14 protein-coding genes, 3 tRNA genes, 3 rRNA genes, 1 other RNA gene and 1 pseudogene are annotated in these 16,892 nt (G+C 44.6%); 19 read left to right on the plus strand and 3 right to left on the minus strand.

Annotated elements, in window-relative coordinates; genetic code table 11:
• Positions 1-17 precede the first annotated feature (17 nt).
• Positions 18-110: transfer RNA gene (locus NYE65_RS12660), tRNA-Ser, on the plus strand.
• A 121-nt stretch (positions 111-231) separates the two neighbouring features.
• Here NYE65_RS12660 and NYE65_RS12665 read toward each other — a convergent pair.
• From NYE65_RS12665 to NYE65_RS12675, 3 genes are all read right to left on the minus strand, one after another.
• On the minus strand, positions 232-903 hold the full coding sequence (locus tag NYE65_RS12665) for a deoxynucleoside kinase (RefSeq protein ID WP_340861026.1): 672 nt from the start codon (positions 901-903) through the stop codon (positions 232-234).
• Positions 881-1,540 carry a deoxynucleoside kinase gene (locus tag NYE65_RS12670; protein WP_063589582.1) on the minus strand — a complete coding sequence of 220 codons (660 nt, stop codon included), beginning with the start codon at positions 1,538-1,540 and terminating at the stop codon, positions 881-883. The genes NYE65_RS12665 and NYE65_RS12670 overlap by 23 nt, the downstream gene beginning before the upstream one ends.
• 180 nt (positions 1,541-1,720) lie before the next feature.
• Positions 1,721-2,266 carry an isochorismatase family cysteine hydrolase gene (locus tag NYE65_RS12675; protein ID WP_340861027.1) on the minus strand — a complete coding sequence of 182 codons (546 nt, stop codon included), beginning with the start codon at positions 2,264-2,266 and terminating at the stop codon, positions 1,721-1,723.
• Positions 2,267-2,403: 137 nt separating this feature from the next.
• On the opposite strand from NYE65_RS12675, the gene tadA reads away from it, so the two are divergent.
• The 18 genes and pseudogenes from tadA to holB all read left to right on the plus strand — a co-directional run bounded on the left by tadA (position 2,404) and on the right by holB (position 16,891).
• Positions 2,404-2,910 carry a tRNA adenosine(34) deaminase TadA gene (gene tadA / locus NYE65_RS12680; RefSeq protein ID WP_255294719.1) on the plus strand — a complete coding sequence of 169 codons (507 nt, stop codon included), beginning with the start codon at positions 2,404-2,406 and terminating at the stop codon, positions 2,908-2,910.
• Between the two features lie 147 nt (positions 2,911-3,057).
• Positions 3,058-3,322, plus strand: an RNA gene (ffs, locus tag NYE65_RS12685) — signal recognition particle sRNA large type.
• Between the two features lie 184 nt (positions 3,323-3,506).
• Complete coding sequence (gene dnaX, locus NYE65_RS12690; protein ID WP_054398423.1) at positions 3,507-5,195, plus strand: DNA polymerase III subunit gamma/tau; 1,689 nt, start codon at positions 3,507-3,509, stop codon at positions 5,193-5,195.
• Positions 5,196-5,216: 21 nt separating this feature from the next.
• The gene (locus NYE65_RS12695) at positions 5,217-5,534 is read left to right on the plus strand and encodes a YbaB/EbfC family nucleoid-associated protein (protein ID WP_048688709.1); all 318 of its coding nucleotides are present in this window, start codon (positions 5,217-5,219) and stop codon (positions 5,532-5,534) included.
• Between the two features lie 60 nt (positions 5,535-5,594).
• On the plus strand, positions 5,595-6,191 hold the full coding sequence (recR, locus tag NYE65_RS12700) for a recombination mediator RecR (RefSeq protein WP_034316264.1): 597 nt from the start codon (positions 5,595-5,597) through the stop codon (positions 6,189-6,191).
• Positions 6,192-6,211: 20 nt separating this feature from the next.
• Entirely contained in the window at positions 6,212-6,430 is a 219-nt protein-coding gene (locus NYE65_RS12705; RefSeq protein ID WP_034316261.1) for a YaaL family protein, read from the plus strand.
• Between the two features lie 104 nt (positions 6,431-6,534).
• Positions 6,535-6,804, plus strand: coding sequence for a pro-sigmaK processing inhibitor BofA family protein (locus NYE65_RS12710; RefSeq protein WP_412102290.1), 270 nt, complete (start codon positions 6,535-6,537; stop codon positions 6,802-6,804).
• A gap of 341 nt (positions 6,805-7,145) precedes the next feature.
• Positions 7,146-8,696 (plus strand): 16S ribosomal RNA (locus NYE65_RS12715).
• A 115-nt stretch (positions 8,697-8,811) separates the two neighbouring features.
• Positions 8,812-8,888 (plus strand) — tRNA-Ile (locus NYE65_RS12720).
• Between the two features lie 16 nt (positions 8,889-8,904).
• Positions 8,905-8,980: transfer RNA gene (locus NYE65_RS12725), tRNA-Ala, on the plus strand.
• Positions 8,981-9,084: 104 nt separating this feature from the next.
• Positions 9,085-12,017, plus strand: a 23S ribosomal RNA gene (locus NYE65_RS12730).
• Positions 12,018-12,081: 64 nt separating this feature from the next.
• Positions 12,082-12,197: ribosomal RNA gene (gene rrf, locus NYE65_RS12735) — 5S ribosomal RNA — on the plus strand.
• The 16S, 23S and 5S rRNA genes sit together here with 2 tRNA genes alongside, the layout of an rRNA operon.
• 210 nt (positions 12,198-12,407) lie before the next feature.
• Positions 12,408-12,626 (plus strand): sigma factor G inhibitor Gin, encoded by a 219-nt coding sequence (locus NYE65_RS12740; protein WP_082609258.1) that lies wholly within the window; start codon positions 12,408-12,410, stop codon positions 12,624-12,626.
• Positions 12,627-12,862: 236 nt separating this feature from the next.
• The gene (locus NYE65_RS12745; protein ID WP_340861028.1) at positions 12,863-14,317 is read left to right on the plus strand and encodes an aminotransferase class I/II-fold pyridoxal phosphate-dependent enzyme; all 1,455 of its coding nucleotides are present in this window, start codon (positions 12,863-12,865) and stop codon (positions 14,315-14,317) included.
• A 39-nt stretch (positions 14,318-14,356) separates the two neighbouring features.
• Positions 14,357-14,998: a dTMP kinase gene (gene tmk / locus NYE65_RS12750; protein ID WP_034316371.1), complete on the plus strand. Its 642-nt coding sequence runs from the start codon at positions 14,357-14,359 to the stop codon at positions 14,996-14,998.
• Positions 14,999-15,083: 85 nt separating this feature from the next.
• The gene (locus NYE65_RS12755) at positions 15,084-15,413 is read left to right on the plus strand and encodes a cyclic-di-AMP receptor (RefSeq protein ID WP_034316369.1); all 330 of its coding nucleotides are present in this window, start codon (positions 15,084-15,086) and stop codon (positions 15,411-15,413) included.
• 24 nt (positions 15,414-15,437) lie between these two features.
• Positions 15,438-15,878 (plus strand): annotated as a pseudogene (locus NYE65_RS12760) (YaaR family protein).
• Between the two features lie 8 nt (positions 15,879-15,886).
• Entirely contained in the window at positions 15,887-16,891 is a 1,005-nt protein-coding gene (holB, locus tag NYE65_RS12765; RefSeq protein WP_412762759.1) for a DNA polymerase III subunit delta', read from the plus strand.
• Position 16,892: the final 1 nt, after the last annotated feature.

Here is a 16,892-nt window from a genome sequence, read left to right on the forward strand (position 1 = left end):
ATAATAAATGTTGATACGGAGGTATACCCAAGTCCGGCTGAAGGGATCGGTCTTGAAAACCGACAGGGGAGTCAAATCCCGCGGGGGTTCGAATCCCTCTACCTCCTCCATAACTTATTAATAACCACAGCGCATAAATTGGATATCGATGAATTCCGTTACAGTAATGTAACGGAATTTTTGTTTTCTAATATATTAAAAAACCACCGGATAACCGGTGGTTTTTCTGTTTTACACATTTCGCAACAACTTGGTTTGCTCCATATATTCGGCAATCCGTTTTATAAGAGGTTCGATACTTGCTTCATCCTGCATAAGATCATATTCGTTTATATTTAATCGAAGGACAGGGCAGGCGTTGAATTGATCAATCCATTCTTCGTAACGGCCGTGCATTTCCTGCCAATATTCAATTGGGGTATGCTGTTCCATTGGACGGCCGCGCTCTTGGATCCGGTTGAGGATATCATCGATCGAACCTTCGAGATAGATAAGTAAATCAGGGTGCGGGAAGTATGGCGTCATTACCATGGCATTGAAAAGGCTTGTATACGTTTCGTAGTCCACGTCATTCATCGTGCCTTTTTCATAATGCATTTTTGCAAAAATCCCGGTGTCTTCATAAATGGAACGGTCTTGGATAAAACCGCCGCCATATTCAAAGATTTTTTTTTGCTCTTTAAAACGTTCAGCGAGGAAATAGATTTGCAGGTGGAAACTCCAACGATTAAAATCATCGTAAAACTTATCCAGGTAGGGGTTCGTATCAACCTTCTCAAATGATGTCCTGAATTGAAGGGCATCGGCTAACGCATTGGTCATGGTCGATTTTCCTACGCCAACCGTCCCTGCTATCGTAATGACGGCGTTGTTTGGAATATTATATTTCTTTCGTAAGTTCATTTGACTTTACTCCTTTGTGCAGGGCATTCTCTATTTGGCTGATTATCGTTTTTAAATCATCCTTGTTCCCGACAAAATCCAGCTCATCTCCGTTGAATGTAAGAACAGGGATGTCAGGGTGCTGTTTCTCGAATGTTTCCATGAATGTTCGATAATCCGCGGATAACTGCTCTAAATAAATGGAGGATATATTTTCTTCGATTTCACGACCTCTTTTACCGATTCGGGAGAGAAGAGTATCAAGGCTTGCGTTTAAATAAATCACCATATTAGGTTCAGGCATATCCCGTGTTAAAATATTGAATATCTCAAGGTACTTATTGTATTGTTCGTTCTTTAACGTTCTTTCAGCAAATATCAAGTTCTTGAATATATGATAATCAGCCACTACGGCTTGGTCATTAGTAAGATACTTTTTTTCGATATCTTCCAATTGTTTATAACGGTTACACAGAAAAAACATTTCTGTTTGAAAGCTCCACTCATCAATATCTTTATAGAATTTCCCGAGAAATGGATTTTCATCGACAATTTCCCTTAATAATGAAATTTGAAAATGATCTGCGATAACTTTTGCGAGTGATGTTTTTCCCACACCGATTGGACCTTCGACAGTGATAAATGGGGTGGATTTCATCCAATCTGTCCTCCTTCATGAGGTATCAAGCTAAAATTCCCGGTCATAGGATTTTCGCCAAGAGATATTGTATCACAGACTTGGGACTTTAGTGACATTTTTGTCAGGTTGATAAAGAAAGAGAATGAAAGAGTGTTAATTGGGGAGGTATGTAGATTAATGCCTTGTTCGATTGAATGCTTACATGTCTTCACCTTGTTTTATGGATGCCTTGAGAACATGGTTCATCATTTTTAATGCGTAATGATTATCTTCCTTTGATGCAGAAGCAATGCAATCCTTCGGAATCCATAATTTATATTCCCGCATATAGGCATCATTGGCCGTGAATAGCACGCAGATGTTGCCAGCTATGCCAGTAATGATCAGGGTATCCACGTTTAGTCGTTTAAGCAGTGTATTGAGTGCCGTCCCATAAAATGCTGAATGCTTCGGCTTGATGAGAAAAAATTCGTCCTGTTGAGGTTTTATTCTTTCGATTAATGAGGCATTACCTTCATTTTTACATTTATCAATGATTTTATCGAAGTCAGCCTGCCATAACTCATAATGATCATTGATATAAATGATTGGAAAACCTTTTTCTTTCATTTGCTTCTTTAATTTCAAGATCGGATCGACGATAAGTTTCGTATGTGCAAGGAGCATATTCCCGTATTTGAAGTCAAAGTCATTGATCATATCAATGATAAGCAATGCAAAGGAAGGCGATTCAGGTCGATTCATGGTATATCCTCCTGTATTGTGAGAATTTACTTGCAGCACATATGCCGAATGCGTTACTATTCATTAGAACAAGTAGTATGACCTTTATTTTGTCTTATATTTGTCTGTTTACTCCTATTTAAAGAGGGGGTTTTTTTTTGAAGGATGATGTTCATTACATGAATTTAGCCTTAGAGGAAGCAAAAAAGGCGCGGCAATTGAATGAAGTGCCGATTGGCGCTTTAATCGTAATAGATGATCAAGTTATTTCGACGGGGCATAACCTGAGGGAAACGGAACAGAATGCCACGGCACACGCGGAGCTCCTTGCAATTAATGAGGCTTGCCGTGCCACCGGCAGTTGGCGTCTTGAAGATGCGACATTATATGTAACGCTGGAACCTTGCCCGATGTGTGCCGGTGCCATCTTGCAATCAAGGGTGAAAAGGGTTGTTTTTGGAGCACATGATCCAAAGGCTGGCTGTGCAGGCACATTCATGGATTTACTTCGAGATGAACGCTTTAACCATCAATGTGATGTAACCAGCGGTGTATTGGGGGAAGAGTGCGGCTGGATTTTGACTTCTTTTTTTAAGGAGCTAAGGGATAGAAAGAAAACGTTGAAAAGAGAGCAGGCACTCAAGCTTGTTGAAGAAAATAAATAAGTGAAAAACGAATGTTGAAGATAAATCTTTGCTTCATTTGATAAATTTGGAATTGAACTGTCCAAGAACAACACTTGCGTTTTTTTTGTTACCTTAGTATAATGAATTATGCGTCGTAATGACGCTGTGAAATTGGTATTACTTTTGCCGTGCTAGACGGGGAGGTAGCGGTGCCCTGTACTCGCAATCCGCTCTAGCGAGGTTGAATCCCTTCTCGAGGTTAGCATTCTGTAGGGCCTGCCTTAAGTAAGTGGCGTTGACGCCCGGGTCCTGCGCAATGGGACTCCATGAACCATGTCAGGTCCGGAAGGAAGCAGCATTAAGTGGAAGTTCTCATGTGCCGCAGGGTTGCCTGGGCCGAGCTAACTGCTTAAGTAACGCTTATGGTTGCTAATCGACAGAAGGTGCACGGCAGTTATTTTACATAAACAAAAAACTCATTCGTATCGGGTGGGTTTTTTTTTATGCCAAGAAGGTAAAGTGCTTGGTATTTCTGATAAAAAATGAGGCAATGATGAAATTTCATTTTAGACTTTGATATTAAGGAAATCAGTAATGTATAATAAACAAGATGGAGAAAAGAAGGAGGGATTTCCGTGGGGTATCAAGCATTATACCGGGTATGGCGGCCGCAACAATTCATTGATGTAGTCGGGCAGGAACATGTGACGAAAACGTTGCAGAATGCTTTGGTCGGGCAAAAGGTTTCACATGCCTATTTATTTTCCGGTCCACGTGGAACAGGGAAAACAAGTGCTGCCAAAATTCTAGCAAAAGCAGTGAATTGTGAGCATGCCCCGACAAGTGAGCCCTGTAACGAATGTGCTACCTGCCGCGGAATCACCGATGGCTCCATATCAGATGTTATAGAAATTGATGCAGCATCCAATAATGGTGTCGAGGAAATCCGTGACATTCGTGATAAGGTCAAATATGCACCTAATGCGGTTACATATAAAGTTTATATCATTGATGAGGTACATATGCTTTCACAAGGGGCGTTCAATGCGCTTTTAAAGACATTGGAAGAACCTCCGAAGCACGTGATTTTCATATTGGCGACGACTGAGCCTCATAAGATTCCACTAACGATCATTTCCCGTTGCCAAAGGTTTGATTTTAAACGGATCCAGCCTCAAGATATAGTTGGCCGGATGTCACAAATCATTGCAGAAACAGGTGTTTCTTGTGATGAACAAGCCCTGCATATCATTGCGAGGGCAGCCGAAGGCGGGATGCGGGATGCACTAAGCCTTCTTGATCAAGCGATATCCTTCAGTTCGGAGACGGTTTCAGTGGAAGATGCATTGACTGTCACCGGATCTGTTTCGCAAGCGTTTTTAAGCCGGCTGGCAAAAGCTATATATGATAAAGAAGTAGCGGTGGCACTTGAAGTCCTTGAAGAATTGCTGGCCATGGGAAAAGACCCGGCTAGGTTCATAGAAGACATGATTTATTACTTCCGTGATATGCTTTTGTTTCAAACGGCACCGGCACTGGCAGAATCCTTCGAGCGTGTTTTGATAGATCCCCAATTCAAGGAATTGGCAGAAGTGATTTCTTCTGAATCGATTTACTCCATAATTGAAAGCTTCAATCAAACACAGCAGGACATGAAATGGACAAATCATCCAAGGATTTTCCTTGAGGTGGCACTTGTCAAGTTATGTAATGAGCAAAGGCCAAATCAAATTGATAACGGGCAGCTTCAACAGCTGCAGCAGAAAATAGAAGATTTAGAGAAGAAATTACTCGAAATGCAGAAAAACGGGATTCCGGCAGCCATGGCAGAAAAACCTGCAGAGCAGGCTAAGGCGCAAAGGGCCGTTAAAAAGTCATATAAAGCACCTGCCGGAAAGATCAATCAAGTTTTGAAACAAGCTACAAAGCCAGGTCTTAATGCTGTGAAAAGTAAGTGGGGGGAAGTGCTTGAACAGTTAGGTCTGCAAAACCAAAAGTCATTGGCAGCTTTATTAACGGAGGCAGAACCTGTTGCTGCGTCAACTGAAGCTTTTGTGGTAAAATTCAAATATGATATTCATTGTCAAATGGCAATGGAAAATAACCGTTTCGTGGAAGTGATAGCCTCGATCATGCAGCAATTGACCGGACACCGAATGGAGATAGCTGGAGTTCCGGAAAGCCAGTGGCAAAGGTTGCGGGAGGACTTCATCTCAACACAGCAGTTCGACGGTCCAGAAGAAACGGAATCAAAAGAAGAAGACCCCTTTATAGCAGAGGCTAGAAAATTAGTCGGCGATGATTTACTTGAAATTAAAGAATAATTGGAGGTAAGGAAAATGGGTATGCGCGGCGGTAATATGCAGAACATGATGAAACAAATGCAAAAGATGCAAAAGAAGATGGCAGAGGCACAAGAAGAATTAGGTGAAAAAAGGGTTGAAGGAACTGCCGGCGGCGGAATGGTAACGGTCATCGTGACTGGACATAAAGAAATAGTCGATGTAGTCATCAAACCGGAAGTTGTCGATCCGGATGATATCGATATGCTTCAGGATTTAGTGTTGGCTGCCACTAACGATGCTTTGAAAAAGGCGGAAGAAATGACAAACCAAACGATGGGACAATTCACTAAGGGAATGAACCTTCCGGGTATGTTTTAAGCAAGTTCAAAAGAAACTTCCTTTCAGGGGGTTTCTTTTGAAATTTTTAGGAGGAATTCGATGCATTATCCAGAACCAATTTCCAAGCTCATTGACAGTTTTATGAAATTGCCGGGGATTGGTCCTAAAACGGCTGCTCGATTAGCCTTTCATGTATTAAGCATGAAGGAAGATACTGTTTTGGATTTTGCAAAAGCACTTGTTAATGCTAAGCGGAATCTTATGTATTGCTCAGTCTGTGGTCATATTACAGATCAAGACCCCTGCTATATTTGCGAAGATCAAAAGAGGGACAGAAGTTTGATCTGTGTGGTTCAGGATCCGAAAGATGTTATAGCTATGGAAAAGATGAGAGAGTTCAATGGTTTATACCATGTACTGCATGGCAGTATTTCCCCGATGGACGGAATCGGTCCGGAAGATATAAATATTCCTGATTTATTAAAGCGCCTGCAAGATGAAACAGTGCTGGAGGTAATTTTGGCCACTAATCCTAACATTGAAGGTGAAGCGACAGCCATGTATATTTCCCGGTTGCTTAGACCATCAGGCATCAAAGTGACCCGAATTGCCCACGGACTTCCTGTTGGCGGAGATTTGGAGTATGCGGATGAAGTGACGCTATCAAAAGCAATAGAAGGAAGAAGAGAAATATAAGATAGCTGGGAGGACTTCACTTGTTCTTTCGTAAAAAAAAGAAACTTCGGAATGAATTCAATGATTCATTAATCGAAGAGCTTGAACAATTGAAATGGAATTGGCATAATCAAAAATCATTACTTGAAAAAAGCGTTGATCCATCTGAGGAAGTAATCGCCCAAACGAGACTGGCGGAAGTGAAATATTTCTACTTATTCAGGGAAGTTAAAAGAAGGAATGTTCGCTTAAAAAGATGATAAGGAAATGGCTGTGAAGGATTGTTTGTTCCTCATGGCCATTTTTTTCGGTTCTTAATCCAGCGTTTTCTTCATATAAGTTTAGTACAAGCTTGCGGGGAGGAATGAGTTTGGAACCAGTTATCTTTGTTGCCATAGTTGGCGGCTTGATTTTGATGCTCCTCATTATCGGGGCCCCATTAAGACCTGTCCGGTTCATAGGGCAGGGCATTATAAAGGTCATTATCGGTGCAGCATTTTTGTTCTTTTTGAATACACTTGGGAATCAGGCGGGCATTCATGTCCCGATCAACCCTGTTACCTCGGCAGTCGCCGGCCTGCTTGGAATACCGGGAGTTGCCGCATTGGCGGCCATTGGTTATTGGATCATTTAAAGGATTCTGTGTCGAAGTCATCTTATGAAAACCTCATGGATATTTCCTTGGGGTTTTTATCATGCTATAGTTTTTTTAAAAAAACTAATTTAACCATTGACGATTATTGAACAACCTGATAATATATTAGGAGTCGCCAATAACGACATCATACATTGCTTAACCAAAAAACAATATGAAAATAGTTGTTGACATCAGGTTTGGTAAATGATAAGATAATAAAGTCGCTTACGAAGTAACGACAATAAATCGCTCTTTGAAAACTGAACAGAACAAAGCGCCAACGTTAAATTTTAAGTGAGCACACACTATCAAAAAAGCAAATGAGCAAGTCAAACATTTCTTCGGAGAGTTTGATCCTGGCTCAGGACGAACGCTGGCGGCGTGCCTAATACATGCAAGTCGAGCGAATCGACGGGAGCTTGCTCCCTGAGATTAGCGGCGGACGGGTGAGTAACACGTGGGCAACCTGCCTATAAGACTGGGATAACTTCGGGAAACCGGAGCTAATACCGGATACGTTCTTTTCTCGCATGAGAGAAGATGGAAAGACGGTTTACGCTGTCACTTATAGATGGGCCCGCGGCGCATTAGCTAGTTGGTGAGGTAATGGCTCACCAAGGCGACGATGCGTAGCCGACCTGAGAGGGTGATCGGCCACACTGGGACTGAGACACGGCCCAGACTCCTACGGGAGGCAGCAGTAGGGAATCTTCCGCAATGGACGAAAGTCTGACGGAGCAACGCCGCGTGAACGAAGAAGGCCTTCGGGTCGTAAAGTTCTGTTGTTAGGGAAGAACAAGTACCAGAGTAACTGCTGGTACCTTGACGGTACCTAACCAGAAAGCCACGGCTAACTACGTGCCAGCAGCCGCGGTAATACGTAGGTGGCAAGCGTTGTCCGGAATTATTGGGCGTAAAGCGCGCGCAGGTGGTTCCTTAAGTCTGATGTGAAAGCCCACGGCTCAACCGTGGAGGGTCATTGGAAACTGGGGAACTTGAGTGCAGAAGAGGAAAGTGGAATTCCAAGTGTAGCGGTGAAATGCGTAGAGATTTGGAGGAACACCAGTGGCGAAGGCGACTTTCTGGTCTGTAACTGACACTGAGGCGCGAAAGCGTGGGGAGCAAACAGGATTAGATACCCTGGTAGTCCACGCCGTAAACGATGAGTGCTAAGTGTTAGAGGGTTTCCGCCCTTTAGTGCTGCAGCTAACGCATTAAGCACTCCGCCTGGGGAGTACGGCCGCAAGGCTGAAACTCAAAGGAATTGACGGGGGCCCGCACAAGCGGTGGAGCATGTGGTTTAATTCGAAGCAACGCGAAGAACCTTACCAGGTCTTGACATCCTCTGACAACCCTAGAGATAGGGCTTTCCCCTTCGGGGGACAGAGTGACAGGTGGTGCATGGTTGTCGTCAGCTCGTGTCGTGAGATGTTGGGTTAAGTCCCGCAACGAGCGCAACCCTTGATCTTAGTTGCCAGCATTCAGTTGGGCACTCTAAGGTGACTGCCGGTGACAAACCGGAGGAAGGTGGGGATGACGTCAAATCATCATGCCCCTTATGACCTGGGCTACACACGTGCTACAATGGATGGTACAAAGGGCTGCAAACCTGCGAAGGTAAGCGAATCCCATAAAGCCATTCTCAGTTCGGATTGCAGGCTGCAACTCGCCTGCATGAAGCCGGAATCGCTAGTAATCGCGGATCAGCATGCCGCGGTGAATACGTTCCCGGGCCTTGTACACACCGCCCGTCACACCACGAGAGTTTGTAACACCCGAAGTCGGTGAGGTAACCTTCATGGAGCCAGCCGCCTAAGGTGGGACAGATGATTGGGGTGAAGTCGTAACAAGGTAGCCGTATCGGAAGGTGCGGCTGGATCACCTCCTTTCTAAGGATAATTACGAGGCGCTTTTGTTTTGTTCAGTTTTGAATGAGTGATTCATTCAATTAAATAGCAATCCCGCGATAAGCTTGGGAAGCAGAAGCTTATTATTTATGTGAATGGGCCTATAGCTCAGCTGGTTAGAGCGCACGCCTGATAAGCGTGAGGTCGATGGTTCGAGTCCATTTAGGCCCACCATTCCATTTCCCAAAACGGGGCCTTAGCTCAGCTGGGAGAGCGCCTGCCTTGCACGCAGGAGGTCAGCGGTTCGATCCCGCTAGGCTCCACCAATGAAACAATCACGTTGTGATTGGGACAGCTTGTTCCTTGAAAACTAGATAATAGATAGAAGGCAATTAATTTTTTTCAAAGCATCTGTAAGATCTTTTTTAACGGTTAAGTTAGAAAGGGCGCACGGTGGATGCCTTGGCACTAGGAGCCGATGAAGGACGGGACTAACACCGATATGCTTCGGGGAGCTGTAAGTAAGCTTTGATCCGGAGATTTCCGAATGGGGAAACCCACTGTTCGTAATGGAACAGTATCTTTACCTGAATACATAGGGTACTGAAGGCAGACCCGGGGAACTGAAACATCTAAGTACCCGGAGGAAGAGAAAGCAAACGCGATTTCCTGAGTAGCGGCGAGCGAAACGGAATTAGCCCAAACCAAGAGGCTTGCCTCTTGGGGTTGTAGGACACTCAACATGGAGTTACAAAGGAACGGGGTAAATGAAGCGACCTGGAAAGGTCCGTCGAAGAAGGTAAAAACCCTGTAGTTGAAACTTCGTTCCCTCCTGAGTGGATCCTGAGTACGGCGGGACACGAGAAATCCCGTCGGAAGCAGGGAGGACCATCTCCCAAGGCTAAATACTCCCTAGTGACCGATAGTGAACCAGTACCGTGAGGGAAAGGTGAAAAGCACCCCGGAAGGGGAGTGAAATAGATCCTGAAACCGTGTGCCTACAAGTAGTCAAAGCCCGTTAATGGGTAATGGCGTGCCTTTTGTAGAATGAACCGGCGAGTTACGATTTCATGCGAGGTTAAGTTGATGAGACGGAGCCGCAGCGAAAGCGAGTCTGAATAGGGCGAATGAGTATGAGGTCGTAGACCCGAAACCAGGTGATCTACCCATGTCCAGGGTGAAGTTCAGGTAACACTGAATGGAGGCCCGAACCCACGCACGTTGAAAAGTGCGGGGATGAGGTGTGGGTAGCGGAGAAATTCCAATCGAACCTGGAGATAGCTGGTTCTCTCCGAAATAGCTTTAGGGCTAGCCTCAAGATGAGAGTATTGGAGGTAGAGCACTGATTGGACTAGGGGCCCCCAACGGGTTACCGAATTCAGTCAAACTCCGAATGCCAAATACTTATTCTTGGGAGTCAGACTGCGAGTGATAAGATCCGTAGTCGAAAGGGAAACAGCCCAGACCACCAGCTAAGGTCCCAAAGTATACGTTAAGTGGAAAAGGATGTGGAGTTGCTTAGACAACCAGGATGTTGGCTTAGAAGCAGCCACCATTTAAAGAGTGCGTAATAGCTCACTGGTCGAGTGACTCCGCGCCGAAAATGTACCGGGGCTAAACGTATCACCGAAGCTGTGGATTGACACCGTATGGTGTCGATGGTAGGAGAGCGTTCTAAGGGCGTTGAAGTCAGACCGGAAGGACTGGTGGAGCGCTTAGAAGTGAGAATGCCGGTATGAGTAGCGAAAGAAGGGTGAGAATCCCTTCCACCGAATGCCTAAGGTTTCCTGAGGAAGGCTCGTCCGCTCAGGGTTAGTCGGGACCTAAGCCGAGGCCGAAAGGCGTAGGCGATGGACAACAGGTTGATATTCCTGTACCACCTATACATCGTTTGAACGATGGGGGGACGCAGAAGGATAGGGTAAGCGCGCTGTTGGATATGCGCGTCCAAGCAGTTAGGCCGGAAACGAGGCAAATCCCGTTTCCATTAAGGCGGAGCTGTGATGGCGAGGGAAATATAGTACCGAAGTTCCTGATTCCACGCTGCCAAGAAAAGCCTCTAGTGAGATGTAAGGTGCCCGTACCGCAAACCGACACAGGTAGGCGAGGAGAGAATCCTAAGGTGTGCGAGAGAACTCTCGTTAAGGAACTCGGCAAAATGACCCCGTAACTTCGGGAGAAGGGGTGCTTTTTAGGGTGAATAGCCCAGAAAAGCCGCAGTGAATAGGCCCAGGCGACTGTTTAGCAAAAACACAGGTCTCTGCGAAGCCGCAAGGCGAAGTATAGGGGCTGACACCTGCCCGGTGCTGGAAGGTTAAGGGGAGAGGTTAGCGCAAGCGAAGCTTTGAACCGAAGCCCCAGTAAACGGCGGCCGTAACTATAACGGTCCTAAGGTAGCGAAATTCCTTGTCGGGTAAGTTCCGACCCGCACGAAAGGTGTAACGATCTGGGCACTGTCTCAACGAGAGACTCGGTGAAATTATAGTACCTGTGAAGATGCAGGTTACCCGCGACAGGACGGAAAGACCCCGTGGAGCTTTACTGCAGCCTGATATTGAATTTTGGTACAGCTTGTACAGGATAGGTAGGAGCCTGAGAAGCCGGAGCGCCAGCTTCGGTGGAGGCGTTGGTGGGATACTACCCTGGCTGTATTGAAATTCTAACCCGCGCCCCTTATCGGGGTGGGAGACAGTGTCAGGTGGGCAGTTTGACTGGGGCGGTCGCCTCCTAAAGAGTAACGGAGGCGCCCAAAGGTTCCCTCAGAATGGTTGGAAATCATTCGTAGAGTGTAAAGGCACAAGGGAGCTTGACTGCGAGACCTACAAGTCGAGCAGGGACGAAAGTCGGGCTTAGTGATCCGGTGGTTCCGCATGGAAGGGCCATCGCTCAACGGATAAAAGCTACCCCGGGGATAACAGGCTTATCTCCCCCAAGAGTCCACATCGACGGGGAGGTTTGGCACCTCGATGTCGGCTCATCGCATCCTGGGGCTGTAGTCGGTCCCAAGGGTTGGGCTGTTCGCCCATTAAAGCGGTACGCGAGCTGGGTTCAGAACGTCGTGAGACAGTTCGGTCCCTATCCGTCGCGGGCGCAGGAAATTTGAGAGGAGCTGTCCTTAGTACGAGAGGACCGGGATGGACGCACCGCTGGTGTACCAGTTGTCTTGCCAAAGGCATAGCTGGGTAGCTACGTGCGGACGGGATAAGTGCTGAAAGCATCTAAGCATGAAGCCCCCCTCAAGATGAGATTTCCCATGGCGCAAGCTAGTAAGATCCCTGAAAGATGATCAGGTTGATAGGTCAGAGGTGGAAGCATGGTGACATGTGGAGCTGACTGATACTAATAGATCGAGGACTTAACCAACGCTTTTTAAAAAATGAAATACCTTCTTATTATCTAGTTTTGAAGGAACAACGTTCCTTTTATGTTTGGTGGCGATAGCGAAGAGGTCACACCCGTTCCCATTCCGAACACGGCAGTTAAGCTCTTCAGCGCCGATGGTAGTTGGGGGTTTCCCCCTGTGAGAGTAGGACGCCGCCAAGCCATTTAAAAAGATCAGCCATCCGGCTGGTCTTTTTTTTGCTTATGCAAAGAAAAATCATTGGATATAAAGGGATTATCAATTATGGAAACTTTTATGAAGACATACACGTATTGAAATTCTTCATCATACATTGTTAAAAGCATCCCCGGGTTCTCTTAAACTATTTAAATCAATGTATGCGAACAATGGTTTTTGGGGAGAATGCAGGTATGGAGGTGGAGATGTTGGGGACAACAACAACCAAAACAACGGCAGGGGAAACGTGCGCGGTTTGTGAACAAGTAAAAGGGATGGGTATACATCTATATACGACTTTTATTTGTGAGGAATGCGAAAGGGATATGATCGGGACGGATACGAACGATCCCAAGTACCAATATTACTTAAAGAAATTAAGAAAAGTCACTAATCCTGAAATATTATCATGAAAAAATAGTTTGTGGAAAGTTAAAGAATCAGAGATAAAAGAAATGTGTGTTTCTTTAGTCTCTGATTCTTTTTTTGGTGCTTTAGAAGAATGCTTGGCAACATGCTCCCATGTTTCTGTAAGTTCCCTCCAAACAGACTCAGAGATGCATAATTGCCTTTCTGTCGACGCAATATGAGATAAAATTATACTTATTTGATAAAATGAAAAAATACTATGATATGAGGGAAGAGAAAAATGAATCAATCACAGACACCATTGTTCGATGCAATGAGTGCTTTTCATAAAAAAAGCTCCATATCCCTGCATGTCCCAGGGCATAAAAATGGACGGGTGTTTAATAAAAAGGGCCAAGCCTTATACAACCCCCTGCTTGGTATTGATGCCACGGAAATAAGCGGCTTAGATGACCTGCATGCTCCAGAGGGGGCCATTCTAAAGTCCGAGCAACTACTCGCTGATCTATATAGGGTAAAGCGGAGTTATTTTCTCGTTAATGGGTCAACAGTAGGCAACATTGCCATGATTCTTGCTGCCTGCCGGGAAGGTGATAAAGTCCTTGTCCAAAGGAACTGCCATAAATCAATTTTACATGGATTGATGTTAGCGAATGTACAACCGATTTTTTTACAACCGGATTATTATGAGAAATGGGGCATTGCCGGCGGTGTGGGATCAAATTTAATTAAAGAAGCCTTGAGTGTACATCCAGATGCAAAAGCCATCATTGTTACCTATCCTAATTATTATGGAATTGGTGAAGACTTGACGGAAATGGTAAGACTCGCACATCAAAGGGGGATCCCAGTGCTGGTGGACGAGGCACATGGCGCTCATTTTCAGTTAGGAAGTCCGTTTCCCAAGTCGGCTATTTTGGCAGGGGCAGACGCCGTTGTCCATTCAGCGCATAAAACACTGCCAGCCATGACGATGGGGTCATTTCTTCATGTGAATTCATCCTTAATTGATGTTGACCAAGCATCATTCTATTTACAAATGCTTCAGTCCAGCAGTCCATCTTACCCAATTATGGGTTCGCTCGACTTGGCCAGGGCCTATTTAGCCGCTTTTACATCAGAAGATAAAAAATTCCTTATTGAAAAGATATCGGACTTCAGAGGAAAATTGGGTGCCCTGCAGACAGTAAGGGTGTTGGAGGCGCCGCCAGGCACCTTGGCAGACCCGCTAAAAGTAGTCATTCAATCAACAAATGGTTTAAGTGGATTTGAGTTACAGCAGCTATGTGAAGCCGAAGGCATTTTTACGGAGTTGGCTGATCCTGATAATTTATTAATGATTTTACCCTTATTAAAAATGGGTACCGATTTTCCTTTTCATGAAATCATACAAACTATAAAAAGTGCCACTCAAGACAGAACTGGAAACAAGGAAGCAGATCTTCGGGTCCTCTGGCCTGATGGAAGGTCAATGGCAGGGCTTGAAATGCCCTACTCCGTCATGAAGCATAGCAAAGCAAGACCTGTCGCATTACGGAAAGCAGTCGGAGAGGTATCCGCCGAGATGGTCATTCCTTATCCGCCGGGCATCCCTTTAATTATGTCCGGGGAAATGATTACTCCTGAACATATATCCAATTTGCGGAGACTGCTGGAAATGGGATCAAGGTTTCATGGTGGTTCCTCCCTTTCAAATGAAGAATTAATCGTTTATGAAAGCGGGCAGACTGGTTAAAATGATATACTACATACAAAGAACCTTGGAGGTACATCGATGAAACGTGGTATTTTTATAACAATGGAAGGGCCAGAGGGTGCCGGGAAAACAACCATTACCCAAATGCTTGGCAAGGCTCTGCAACAAGAAGGCTATCAAGTTCTATTAACCCGTGAGCCAGGGGGAGTTCCCATTTCGGAGCAAATTAGGGAAGTGATCCTTAATAAAGATAATACAGCAATGGACTCGAGGACAGAGGCTTTATTATACGCAGCAGCAAGGCGTCAGCATTTAGTGGAAGTGGTCATGCCTGAGCTGGAACGAGGGGGAATTGTCCTCTGTGACCGGTTTATAGATAGCTCGTTAGCCTATCAGGGTCATGCAAGAGGTTTGGATATAGAAGAAGTTTACAATATCAATAAATTTGCAATTGGAGATATGATGCCAGATGCCACGCTCTTTTTTGATATCGACCCAGAAGAGGGATTGAGACGCATCCAGTCCAATGGAGAACGGGAAGTGAACCGGCTGGATCTTGAAGCCCTCGACTTTCATAAAAAAGTTTGTGAAGGGTATCAGTTCATTATAAATAGATGGAAAGAACGTTTCATTATCGTGGATGCAGGCCGGTCAATAGATGAAGTCTTTGAGGAAACGAAAGCCGGCCTATTGGATTTTTTAGCGAAAGCGGGAAACTGATTATATAGGTTTCCATATTATTCAACCAATACTATTTGATATAATGTAGTTAGTAAAAATTCAGAGTAACCGGAGGATGATGAGAATGAAAATGATCATTGCTGTCGTTCAAGACAAGGATAGTCATCGCCTGCTGAATCAATTAGTGGAAAATAATTTCGGAACGACCAAGCTAGCCAGCACTGGCGGGTTTTTAAAATCAGGTAATACGACTTTTATGATTGGAACAGAGGATGAACGTGTTGACCAAGCCATCCAGATCATCAAACAGAATTGTCAGTCACGATCCCAATTAGTTTCACCGGTTTCACCGATGGGCGGGAATGCCGAGTCATATGTACCTTACCCAGTGGAGATTCAAGTGGGCGGTGCGACCATTTTTGTTCTGCCGGTTGAAAACTTTTTACAATTTTAACGGTTAGTTTCAGGGAGGTTCATTATGAAAATCAACCATGATATCCCTATTAAGCCGGATAAATCGCGTCAGGATGCCAAACAATTTCAAACCGGAAATTGAAGGTTTCAACAAATGGTCCAGACACAGGATCAAAAGATGCAAATCCAAACATTAAACCGTTTGATAGGCGATATTGAAGGGGCGGGTCAGCGTTTAGTAAGGTCACGTACTTTTAGGGAATTGGCAAAATATAAAGCATTGGTGAAACGATTTGTTAAAGAAGCGGTTGAATATGGACTGGAACTTAAGCAATCAACGAGCTGGAATGAATATGGCCAGAGCCGGCCATTGAACACCGTGGAAACGATAGATGCAAAATTAGTTGAGTTAAGCTAGGAAATTCTTAATAAAGAGAAAAGTTCGCTTGAAATATTGGAAATGATTGGTGAGATTAAAGGTCTTCTGATTAATTTATATACCTAAGTGAGTTGATGGTTTTGGATAAAACATGGCAGGACATGAGTGAAATTCAGCCGCAGGTAATGACGATGCTGCAAAATAGCATAACGAAGAACAGGGTGGCTCATGCGTATTTATTTGAAGGAGAAAAAGGGACAGGCAAGCAAGAGATAAGCTATGCCTTTGCCAAAAGCTTACTATGTGAAGCCCCGACGGCAGGTTATGAGCCATGCGAACTTTGTCGGAATTGCAAACGGATTTCAAGTGGGAATCATCCAGATGTCCATTTGATAGAAAAAGACGGTCTCTCAATAAAGAAAGAGCAAATCAAGGGGCTTCAGGAAGAATTTTCGAAAAAGAGCGTAGAGGCAGATCGGAAGGTTTATATGATTGCCGATGCTGACAAAATGTCGGTGGGGGCAGCCAACAGTCTATTGAAATTTTTAGAAGAACCTTCGGCTGATACTGTAGCAATATTGATGACCGAACAGCTTCAGAGGATTCTACCGACTATATTATCTAGGTGCCAAGTGATTTCGTTCAAGCCATTATCTCCGGAGAATGTGAAACGGAAGCTGATAGAAGAGGAGTTAGAACCACAGCTGGCCTCAGTTATTGCCCACATCACACAGAATGTGGAAGCTGGAATCGAGCTTAGCCATGATGAATGGTTTGTACAAGCTCAAAAAATAGTGGTAAAATTATATGAAGTGTTAAAACTTAATTCCTTGAAGGCAATGCTGTACCTTCAGACGGATTGGTTCACACACTTTAAAGAAAGAGAACAGGTTGACAGAGGTCTTGATTTGTTACTTCTTATATATAAGGATTTATTATACATTCAGTTGGACAAAAAGGACTTCGTTGTGTTCCAAAATAAACTGAAGGAATTTGAAACTCACGCTCTTCATCTTTCCCCAAGACGCCTTGCTGAACATATGGGTTGCATTTTGGAAGCAAAAAGGAAGCTGATGTCCAACACGAATCCACAGCTGTTGATGGAACAGCTTGTGCTGAATTTGCAGGAGGGATCATGAT

This window comes from Peribacillus sp. FSL R5-0717 (assembly GCF_038002945.1).
Lineage (GTDB): Bacteria > Bacillota > Bacilli > Bacillales > DSM-1321 > Peribacillus > Peribacillus frigoritolerans.